Origin of the sequence: Mycobacterium sp. 1165178.9, assembly GCF_001673555.1 — a bacterium.
Taxonomy (GTDB): Bacteria; Actinomycetota; Actinomycetes; order Mycobacteriales; family Mycobacteriaceae; genus Mycobacterium.
Genome location: NZ_LZMB01000490.1, coordinates 1 through 8,746, shown reverse-complemented (window position 1 = coordinate 8,746; position 8,746 = coordinate 1). Strand labels below are relative to the sequence as shown.

8 protein-coding genes and 1 other RNA gene are annotated in these 8,746 nt (G+C 67.6%); 3 read left to right on the top strand and 6 right to left on the bottom strand.

Annotated elements, in window-relative coordinates; genetic code table 11:
- Positions 1–143: 143 nt before the first annotated feature.
- Both recR and A5652_RS21065 read right to left on the bottom strand, forming a co-directional pair.
- A complete protein-coding gene (recR, locus tag A5652_RS21070; RefSeq protein WP_067349723.1) occupies positions 144–755 on the bottom strand; it encodes a recombination mediator RecR in 612 nt (203 codons plus the stop codon).
- A 14-nt stretch (positions 756–769) separates the two neighbouring features.
- Complete coding sequence (locus tag A5652_RS21065) at positions 770–1,114, bottom strand: YbaB/EbfC family nucleoid-associated protein (protein ID WP_082971177.1); 345 nt, start codon at positions 1,112–1,114, stop codon at positions 770–772.
- Positions 1,115–1,212: 98 nt separating this feature from the next.
- Between A5652_RS21065 and A5652_RS21060 the strand changes: the two genes are divergently transcribed.
- Positions 1,213–1,974 carry an Rv3717 family N-acetylmuramoyl-L-alanine amidase gene (locus A5652_RS21060; protein ID WP_197514040.1) on the top strand — a complete coding sequence of 254 codons (762 nt, stop codon included), beginning with the start codon at positions 1,213–1,215 and terminating at the stop codon, positions 1,972–1,974.
- Positions 1,975–1,989: 15 nt separating this feature from the next.
- Here A5652_RS21060 and A5652_RS21055 read toward each other — a convergent pair whose 3' ends face one another.
- Positions 1,990–2,427 carry an SRPBCC family protein gene (locus A5652_RS21055; protein ID WP_067356145.1) on the bottom strand — a complete coding sequence of 146 codons (438 nt, stop codon included), beginning with the start codon at positions 2,425–2,427 and terminating at the stop codon, positions 1,990–1,992.
- A 79-nt stretch (positions 2,428–2,506) separates the two neighbouring features.
- Here A5652_RS21055 and A5652_RS21050 point away from each other — a divergent pair, with 79 nt between their 5' ends.
- Positions 2,507–3,898 (top strand): FAD-binding oxidoreductase, encoded by a 1,392-nt coding sequence (locus A5652_RS21050; RefSeq protein WP_067356141.1) that lies wholly within the window; start codon positions 2,507–2,509, stop codon positions 3,896–3,898.
- Positions 3,895–5,205, top strand: a complete 1,311-nt coding sequence (locus A5652_RS21045; RefSeq protein WP_197514039.1) for a class I SAM-dependent methyltransferase — start codon at positions 3,895–3,897, stop codon at positions 5,203–5,205. The genes A5652_RS21050 and A5652_RS21045 overlap by 4 nt, the downstream gene beginning before the upstream one ends.
- Positions 5,206–5,263: 58 nt before the next feature.
- On the opposite strand, the gene A5652_RS21040 is transcribed toward A5652_RS21045, so the two are convergent.
- From A5652_RS21040 to ffs, 3 genes are all read right to left on the bottom strand, one after another.
- Positions 5,264–7,129 carry a DNA polymerase III subunits gamma/tau gene (locus A5652_RS21040; protein WP_067356137.1) on the bottom strand — a complete coding sequence of 622 codons (1,866 nt, stop codon included), beginning with the start codon at positions 7,127–7,129 and terminating at the stop codon, positions 5,264–5,266.
- 130 nt (positions 7,130–7,259) lie between these two features.
- Entirely contained in the window at positions 7,260–8,543 is a 1,284-nt protein-coding gene (locus tag A5652_RS21035) for an aminotransferase class I/II-fold pyridoxal phosphate-dependent enzyme (protein WP_156745459.1), read from the bottom strand.
- A gap of 127 nt (positions 8,544–8,670) precedes the next feature.
- An RNA gene (gene ffs / locus A5652_RS21030) (signal recognition particle sRNA small type) lies at positions 8,671–8,746 on the bottom strand; the annotation flags it as partial.

The following is an 8,746-nucleotide window of genomic DNA, read 5'->3' as shown; positions in this document are numbered from 1 at the left end:
ATGCTGATCTTCGCGGGCTTGGTGGGGATGGTCGCCCTTCGATTCATGCCGGAAGTCGCGGGCAAGCCGCTGCCGGGATCCGGGCCCGCGGTCGAAAGTGAGGCCGGCGAGCTGGCCGGCGCATGAGAGGTCGCTGGCCGGCTTCAGACCATGGCCCGGCGGCCGGCGAGCGCGCGACCGAGCGTCAGTTCGTCGGCGAACTCCAGGTCACCGCCCATCGGGAGCCCCGATGCGATCCGCGTGACCGTCAGCCCGGGGATGTCGCGCAGCATCCGCACCAGGTAGGTGGCGGTCGCCTCGCCTTCGGTGTTCGGATCGGTCGCGATGATCACCTCGGTGATGTCGACGTCGTCGACCCGTTCCCCGATCCGGCTCAACAGCTCGCGGATCCGCAGCTGATCGGGTCCCACCCCGGACAACGGATCGAGCGCACCGCCCAGCACGTGGTAGCGGCCACGGAATTCGCGGGTGCGCTCGACGGCCTGGATGTCTTTGGGCTCCTCGACGACGCACACCTGCGAGCCGTCCCGGCGGGGATCGGCGCAGATACGGCAGCGCTCGTTGTCGGAGACGTTGCCGCACACCGCACAGAACCGCACGCCGTCGCGGACCTTCGCCAGCACCGCGGTCAGCCGGTCGATATCCGGCGGTTCAACCGATAAGAGGTGAAAGGCGATGCGCTGGGCGCTCTTGGGTCCGATGCCCGGCAGCTTGCCGAGCTCGTCGATCAAATCCTGGACGGGTCCTTCGAACATGTCGGTCGCGGAGTCTAAAGCCCCTGCGCCGGCGCGGGCGGTTGCCCGGGCGGCGGGCCGAAGCCGCCGGCCAGCGACCCCAGCCGTTCCTGGGCCATCCGGGTGACCTGCTTGGAAGCGTCACCCATGGCGCCGACGATCAGGTCCTGCAAGGTCTCAACGTCAGACGGGTCGACGACGGAGGGATCGATCTTCACCGCGACCACCTCGCCGCTGCCCTTGACGACGACCTCGACCAAGCCCCCACCGGCCTGACCGCGTACCTCAGCGTTAGCCAGTTGTTGCTGCGCCTCCATGAGCTTCTGTTGCATCTGCTGCGCCTGGGCCAGCAGCGCCGACATATCGCCTCCGGGTTGCATGACAATCCCCTCGCATCTTGGTCTCGAGTTGGTTTCGCTCGTGAGTGTCCGGCGATTCGAAACACCCAGCGTAGACCGCGCGGCGCTAGCTTTGCGCCGTGGACCTACGAGTGAGCAGGCGTGTCGGCTTCAGGACGATCATCTGCATGATCGTTGCTGCGTCGGCCATCATCATCCCGAACGCAATGGCAGCCCCATCCAGCATCGCCGGCATGGTGGTTTTCATCGATCCGGGCCACAACGGCTCCAATGATGGCTCCATCAACCGCCAGGTGCCCACCGGTCGCGGCGGCACCAAGGACTGCCAGACCAGCGGGACGGCCACCAACTCCGGCTACATGGAGCACACCTTCACCTGGGACACCGCGCTGCGCGTTCGCGCCGAGTTGAACGCCCTGGGGGTGCGGACCGCGCTGTCCCGCGCCAACGACAACGCCCTCGGCCCGTGCGTCGACGAACGCGCCAACGCGGCCAACGCGCTGCACCCCAACGCGGTCCTGTCCATCCACGCCGACGGCGGCCCGCCGTCCGGCCGGGGATTCCACGTCAACTACTCGGCCCCGCCGCTCAACCAGGTACAGGCGGGCCCGTCGGTGCAGTACGCGCGGATCATGCGCGACCAGCTGCAGGCCTCGGGGATCCCGCCGGCAAACTACATCGGCCAGAACGGGCTTTACGGCCGCTCGGACCTGACCGGCCTGAACCTGGCGCAGTACCCGTCGATCCTCGTCGAGTGCGGCAACATGAAAAACCCCGCGGACTCGGCGCTGATGGAGTCCGCCGAAGGCCGGCAGAAGTACGCCGACGCACTGGTCCGCGGTGTCGCGGGTTTCCTGGCCTCGCAGGGCCAGGCGCGCTGAGTCTGCGGCGCTAGCTCAGCTTTCCAGTTCCTTCTTGAGGTTGGCCAGCACCTCGCCCTGAATCCTCTTGAGCCCCAACGGCGCAAAGGTCTTCTCGAAGAAGCCCTTCACACCGCCGGCGCCGGCCCAGCTGGTCTTCACAGTGACGCTGGAGCCGGGTCCGGCGGGAGCGACCGTCCAGTTGATCACCATCGATGAGTTCGCGTCCTTCTCGATGACGGTGTGCCCGGCCACGTCGACGTTGGCCTGCACCTCGCGCACCCGCGATTTGGTGGCCTGCAGTTTCCACTTGGCGACCGTGCCGGCCCCTTGCCCGCCCTGCAGCACCTGATAGTCGCTGTACTGCGGGGAGAGAATTTTCGGGCGGACGGTCTGATAGTCCGCGACGGCGGCAAGGGTTGCCGCAGGCTCCGCGTTGATCAGAATGGTGCTCTCTGCGCTCACCTGTGCCAAAGCGACCCCTCCTCATGATGATTTCCCGACGCTGCCCTTCCGGCGGGTGCACGGGTTGTTGTCGAAGACTAGGGTATATGTGGTGCCTGTCCTTGGATCTGCACTCTCGGCCCACAAGTCTGGCGTTGACCGGATGCTGGCAAGTTATCGATCCATTCCCCCGACATCCGCCGTCCGGCTGGCAAAGCCGACGTCAAATCTGTTCCGCGCCCGCACCAAACGCGATGCGCGCGGCCTGGATACGTCCGGGCTGACCGGCGTCCTCTCGGTCGATCCCGAAAGCCGCAGCGCCGACGTGGCCGGCATGTGCACCTACGAGGACCTGGTGGCCGCGACCCTGCCGTACGGCCTTTCGCCACTGGTGGTACCGCAATTGAAGACCATCACCCTCGGCGGTGCGGTCAGCGGCCTGGGCATCGAGTCGGCGTCGTTTCGCAACGGCCTGCCACACGAGTCCGTGCTGGAGATGGATATCCTCACCGGCGCTGGCGATTTGCTCACCACGTCGCGCAGCCAGCACCCCGACCTGTTCCGCGCCTTCCCGAATTCTTATGGGACACTTGGTTACTCAACCCGGCTCCGGATCGAGCTGGAGCCGGTCGCGCCGTTCGTGGCGCTGCGGCACGTCCGATTCCGCTCGCTGGCCGATCTGGTTGCGGCCATGGAACGCATCATCGACACCGGCGGGCAGGGCGGGACGCCCGTCGACTACCTCGACGGCGTCGTGTTCAGCGCCGACGAAAGCTACCTGTGTGTGGGTCGGCGGACCGCCACTCCCGGCCCGGTCAGCGACTACACCGGCCGCGACATCTACTACCAGTCCATCCGGCACGATGCCCCGGGCGTGGAAGCCACCAAGGATGACCGGCTGACCATAAGCGACTACTTCTGGCGCTGGGACACCGATTGGTTCTGGTGCTCACGAGCATTCGGCGTGCAGAACCCCCGACTGCGACGCTGGTGGCCGCGGCGCTATCGGCGCAGCAGCGTCTATTCGAAGCTGATTTCCATGGACCGCCGCTTCGGGCTGTCCGACCGCATCGAGGCGCGCAACGGCCGGCCACCCCGGGAACGGGTGGTGCAGGACGTCGAGGTGCCGATCGAACGCACCTGCGACTTCCTTCAGTGGTTCCTGGACAGCGTGCCCATCACTCCAATTTGGTTGTGCCCGTTGCGTCTGCGCGACCATCAGGGCTGGCCGCTGTACCCGATGCGGCCGGATCACACGTATGTCAATGTCGGCTTTTGGTCCTCGGTGCCGGCCGGCGCCACCGAGGGCGCCACCAATCGGATGATCGAAGCCAAGGTGGGCGAGCTCGGCGGCCACAAGTCGCTGTACTCCGAGTCCTTCTACTCCCGTGAGGACTTCGACGAGTTGTATGGCGGCGAGGCTTACAACACCGTCAAGAAAACCTACGACCCCGATTCTCGTTTACTCGACCTCTACGCGAAGGCGGTGCAACGGCGATGACGACCACAAAAGAACCCCACCGCTCGCCGACCGGCAAATTGAGCATGGCCGAAATCCTGGAACTGTTCGCCGCGACCGGGCGACATCCACTGAAGTTCACCGCCTACGACGGCAGCACGGCCGGTAGCGAAGACGCCGAATTGGGTCTGGATCTTCGGACGCCCCGCGGGGCCACCTACCTGGCCACCGCGCCCGGCGAACTCGGTTTGGCCCGCGCCTACGTGTCGGGCGACCTGCAGGCGTACGGCGTGCATCCTGGCGATCCGTATCGACTGCTCAAGACGCTGACCGATCGGGTCGAATTCAAGCGGCCCCCGGCGCGGGTGCTGGCCAACGTCGTCCGTTCGCTGGGCTTCGAGCGGTTGCTGCCGGTGCCACCGCCACCGCAGGAGACCCGGCCGCGGTGGCGCCGCGTCACCGAGGGGCTGATGCACAGCAAGACCCGCGACGCCGAGGCCATCCATCACCACTACGACGTCTCCAACACCTTCTACGAATTGGTGTTGGGCCCGTCGATGACCTATACCTGCGCGGTGTATCCCCACGCCGAGGCGACTTTGGAGGACGCACAGCAAAACAAATACCGGCTGATTTTCGAAAAGTTGCGGCTGCAGCCGGGTGATCGGCTGCTCGACGTCGGCTGCGGTTGGGGCGGCATGGTGCGTTACGCCGCGCGCCGCGGCGTGCGGGCGATCGGCGCCACCCTGTCGGCCGAGCAGGCGAAGTGGGCGCAGCGGGCGATCGCGGACGAGGGGCTGGCGGAGCTGGCCGAGGTGCGGCACTCCGACTACCGCGACGTCGGCGAGACGCAGTTCGACGCGGTCTCCTCGATCGGGCTGACCGAGCACATCGGCGTCAAGAATTACCCGGCCTATTTCGGGTTCCTGAAGTCCAAGCTGCGCACCGGCGGTCTGCTGCTCAACCACTGCATCACCCGCCTCGACAACACCTCGACCTCGTTCGCCGGCGGATTCACCGACCGCTACGTCTTCCCGGACGGGGAGCTGACCGGCTCGGGCCGCATCACCTGTGCGGTCCAGGATGTGGGCTTCGAGGTGCTGCACGCGGAGAACTTCCGCCATCACTACGCGATGACGCTGCGCGACTGGTGCCACAACCTGGTCGAGCACTGGGACGTGGCCGTCGCCGAGGTCGGCTTGCCGACCGCCAAGGTGTGGGGCCTGTACATGGCGGCATCACGGGTGGCGTTCGAGCAGAACAACCTTCAGCTCCATCACGTGCTGGCAGGCAACACCGACGCGCGGGGCGACGACGACCTGCCGCTGCGACCGTGGTGGACGGCCTGACCCACTGGTTGATGGTGGCGACCCGTCGCTCCCGGCCACGCCGCCCTCACGGTCGCCACTAGCTGTTGTCGATGCGGCGGGCACCCAACTCGTTCTGCAGCAGTTCGAGCGCGACCTCTTCGGGGTCGCGGCGCGGCGCCGACGGCTCGTCGCGGACCGCCTCGGCGAGCATGTGTTCCTCTTCGTCGCGGCGTGCGGAATCGACGTCGGGCGCGGGCTCGGCCACATTGGGAATTGCCGCCCCGGTTTCCCCGGCGGCGGGAGGGGGTGACGCTGCCGCCACCGGCACGCCGGCCTCACACCGCACCCGCCAATTGACACCCAGCGCGTCTTTGAGCGCTTCGGCGATGACGTCGGCGTTGCGCTGCTCGCAGAGCCGCTTGGCCAGCGGCGCCGATTCATGGCTGAGCACCAACGTGTTGCCCTCGATGGCCCGGACGGTGGCCCCGGCCAGCATCACCTCGGTGGTACGGCTGCGCTGACGCACCTTTTCCCGCACCGTGGGCCACATGCTGCGTACCGCCGCGGTGTTGAGTTCACCTGGCGCAGAAGCTGATTCGGCCACCGGCGACGGAGCCGGTTCGGGGGGCGCCGCCGCGCCTGGTGCCAGAACCGGTTCTGCGACCGGAGCCGGCTTGGGTTCCGGGGTCGGTTCGCCTTTCGGTTCGGGCTTGGCGGCCGCCTCCGACGGCCGGGTGAACCGGACCGGTTGATCTTCGGCCTGGGCGCTACGTTGCGCCGCGGCCGGCGCTTGCGAGCCGGGAATCGACATGTCCAGCCGGGTCTCGATTCGCTCAACGCGTTGCAGCAGCGCCGATTCGGTGTCGCTGGCCGACGGCAGCAGCAGCCGCGCACACACGACCTCGAGCAGCAGGCGCGGCGCCGTGGCTCCGCGCATCTCGCCCAGCCCCGCCTGCACCACCTCGGCGTAGCGGGTCAAAGTTGCCGGCCCGATCCGGGTCGCTTGCTCACGCATCCGCTCCAACACGTCCTCCGGCGCGTCCACCACGCCACGGCTGGCCGCATCCGGGACGGCCTGCAGCAGGATCAGGTCGCGAAACCGCTCGAGCAGATCGGTGGCGAACCGCCGCGGATCGTGGCCGGCATCGATCACCGACTCCACCGCGCCGAACAGCGCCGCGGCATCGGCGGCCGCAAGGGAGTCCACCGCGTCGTCGATCAGCGCCATGTCGGTGGCGCCCAGCAGACCCAGCGCCCGTTGATAGGTCACGTGCGCACCCTCGGCGCCGGCCACCAACTGATCCAGCACCGACAGGGTGTCGCGAGGTGAGCCGCCGCCGGCGCGGATCACCAGCGGATAGACGGCGTCGTCGACGGCGACGCCCTCCTGCTCGCAGATCCGCGCGATCAATGCCCGCATGGTCTTCGGCGGCAGCAGCCGGAACGGGTAGTGGTGGGTGCGCGACCGAATCGTTGGCAGCACCTTCTCCGGCTCGGTCGTGGCGAAGATGAAGATGAGGTGTTCCGGAGGTTCCTCCACTATCTTGAGCAGCGCGTTGAAGCCGGCCGTGGTGACCATGTGCGCCTCGTCGACGATGAACACCCGGTAGCGCGACTGGGCGGGCGCGTAGAACGCGCGGTCGCGCAGCTCGCGGGTGTCATCCACGCCGCCGTGGCTGGCGGCGTCGAGTTCCACCACGTCGATGCTGCCGGGCGCGTTGGGCGCCAGCGCCTGGCACGAGTCGCAGACCCCGCACGGGGTGGCCGTCGGACCCTGAACGCAGTTCAGCGAGCGGGCCAGAATGCGCGCCGACGACGTCTTCCCACACCCGCGCGGGCCCGAGAACAGATACGCGTGGTTGATCCGGCCGGCTTCCAGGGCGATCGACAGTGGTTCGGTGACGTGCTCCTGCCCCACCACTTCGGCGAAGGTTGCCGGTCGGTACTTGCGGTAGAGGGCCACGGTCGCCCACGCTACCGGCGCACAGTGACGACCGTCCGCGTGGCATCGAGTGTGCATCGGCGGCTTCGAATGTGCGGGTAGGGCGCGATCTCGCCGCATTTCCCGCCGTCAGCGCACAGTCGGCGCGGACTCAAACCCGTTGGGACGCCAGCAGCGACTCCGACGCCGCCAGCAGCGCACAGGTGGCCAGGCCGTCGACGGCGTCGCGCAGGTCCGGCAGCGACGGGAAGGTCGGCGCGATCCGGATGTTCGTGTCCTTCGGATCTTTCCGATATGGGAACGACGCACCCGCCTCGGTGACCGCGATGCCGGCATCCTTGGCCAGCGCGACGGTCCGCTTCGCGGTGCCGGGCAGCACGTCGAGGCTGATGAAGTAGCCCCCCTTGGGGTCGGTCCACGACGCGATCTTGGAGTCGCTGAGCCGCTGATCCAGGATCTCGGCGGCCAGCGCGAACTTCGGCGCCAGGATCTGCTGGTGCCGCAGCATGTGCAGCCGCACCCCGTCGGCGTCGCGGAAGAAGCGCAGGTGCCGCAGCTGGTTGACCTTGTCGGGCCCGATCGACTTCTTTCCCGCGTATTGCAGGTACCAGGCGATGTTGCCCAGCGATCCGCCCAAAAAGCTCACTCCGGCGCCGGCGAAGGTGATCTTCGAGGTGGACGCGAACACGTAGGGCCGATGGGGGTTGCCGGCCGCGGCGGCCAGCCCGAGCACGTCGACCTGTCGGACGAAGTCATGCGTCAGGGTGTGCACCGCATATGCGTTGTCCCAGAACAGCCGGAAGTCGGGCGCCGCGGTCCGCATCTGGACGAGCCGCAGGACCGTGTCCCAGGAGTAGGTGACCCCGGTGGGGTTGCCGAACACAGGCACCGTCCACATCCCCTTGATGGCCGGGTCTGCGGCGACCAGCTCCTCGATCAGGTCGACATCCGGCCCGTCGGACAGCATCGGGACTCCGATCATCTCGATGCCCATCGTCTCGGTGATGGCGAAGTGCCGGTCGTAGCCGGGCGCCGGGCATAGGAACTTGATGCTCGGTTCGTCCTTCCAGGGCCGCTGCGAGTCCACGCCGCCGTACAGCATCGAGAAGGCGACGAGGTCGTGCATCAGCTCCAGACTGGAGTTGTTGCCCGCGATCAGGTTCTGCACCGGGATGCCGAGCAGCTCCCCGAAGATGGCCCGCAGCTCGGGCAGGCCGTGCAGGCCACCGTAGTTGCGCGTGTCGGTGCCCTCGCTGTCGCGGAAGTCGTCGCCGGGCAGGCTCAGCAGCTGGTTGGACAGGTCGAGCTGGGCGGGTGCCGGTTTGCCGCGGGTCAGGTCCAAAGAGAGCTTCTTGGCCTGCAGGTCCGCGTAGTCCTGCTGATGACGAGTGTTCGCGGCCGCGAGCTCGGCGGGGGTGAGGGACTCCAGCGACACCATGAACCCTTTCGCTGTCGAAAGCGGGAAACCAGTGGCGGCGGAGCCGGGCGAAACGGGTCGCCACTCATGGCCTCGTGGCGATCGCAAGCGCGGCGGAGCCGGGCGGAGCGGGTCGCCACTCATCGGACATAGGGGACCCCGCGCACCCGACAGAGCCCATTGACCCTTGCTGCCTTCCGGCCCTGGGGGAGTTCACAGGA

Coding starts and splice junctions, on each gene's coding strand:
- A5652_RS21045 (WP_197514039.1), top strand. CDS start 3,895: ATGACGACCACAAAAGAACCCCACCGCTCGCCGACCGGCAAATTGAGC.
- recR (WP_067349723.1), bottom strand. CDS start 755: ATGTTCGAAGGACCCGTCCAGGATTTGATCGACGAGCTCGGCAAGCTG.
- A5652_RS21065 (WP_082971177.1), bottom strand. CDS start 1,114: ATGCAACCCGGAGGCGATATGTCGGCGCTGCTGGCCCAGGCGCAGCAG.